Source organism: Streptomyces sp. DH12, from assembly GCF_020873895.1.
Taxonomy (GTDB): domain Bacteria; phylum Actinomycetota; class Actinomycetes; order Streptomycetales; family Streptomycetaceae; genus Streptomyces.
The window spans coordinates 1-693 of sequence record NZ_JAHWGT010000309.1; the positions used below are offsets into that span (position 1 = coordinate 1).

Sequence of the window (693 nt, forward strand, 5' to 3'; positions counted from 1 at the left end):
CACGTAGGCGCACTCCAGCACCTCCTCGCGGCCGTCGCGTCGGAAGCGGACACGCGGGGCGTCGGCGTCCGCGTCCTCCACCGCGAGCACCTCCGCCTCGAAGAGCACGGGGGGGACCGTCGGCCTCGGCGAGGGCGATGAGGTCCTTGCAGACCTCGGTCTGGGCGTAGACGGTGACACGGCGGCCGCCGGTGAGGTCCGGGAAGCCGATGCGGTGGCGGCGCCGCCCGAACCGCAGCTCGATCCCTTCGTGGCGCAGGCCCTCGCGGTCCAGGCGCTCCCCCGCGCCGGCCGCCCGGAGCACGTCGGTGGTGCCCTGCTCCAGCACCCCGGCCCGCTGCCGCTGCTCCACGTAGGCGCGGTCGCGGCACTCCAGGACGACGCAGTCGATGCCGGCGAGACGCAGCAGCCGGGCCAGCAGCAGCCCGGCCGGACCAGCCCCCACGATCCCCACGGTGGTACGCATCGGCCGTCCCCCTTCGCCCGCGGCAGAACGCGAGTTTCCGGGTGCGCACGCCCGGGTGTCAACGGCCGCGCGGAGTGTCCGGGAAGGCCGGCGTCGAGCGTGAGGAGGAGGCGTAGTGGTGCCCGGCGCCGCGCGGGCCATCGGCGGCGTCCAGGGCTTCACCGCGCTCGCCGACAAGGACGGCAAGCTGATCGGCAACGGCTTCCAGTCGCAGGGCGGCAACTACT

At 74.9% G+C, this 693-nt stretch carries 1 pseudogene; it reads right to left on the reverse strand.

Going from position 1 to position 693, the window contains the following annotated elements:
• A pseudogene (locus LPA54_RS34220) lies at nucleotides 1-466 on the reverse strand (FAD-dependent monooxygenase); the annotation flags it as partial.
• Nucleotides 467-693: the final 227 nt, after the last annotated feature.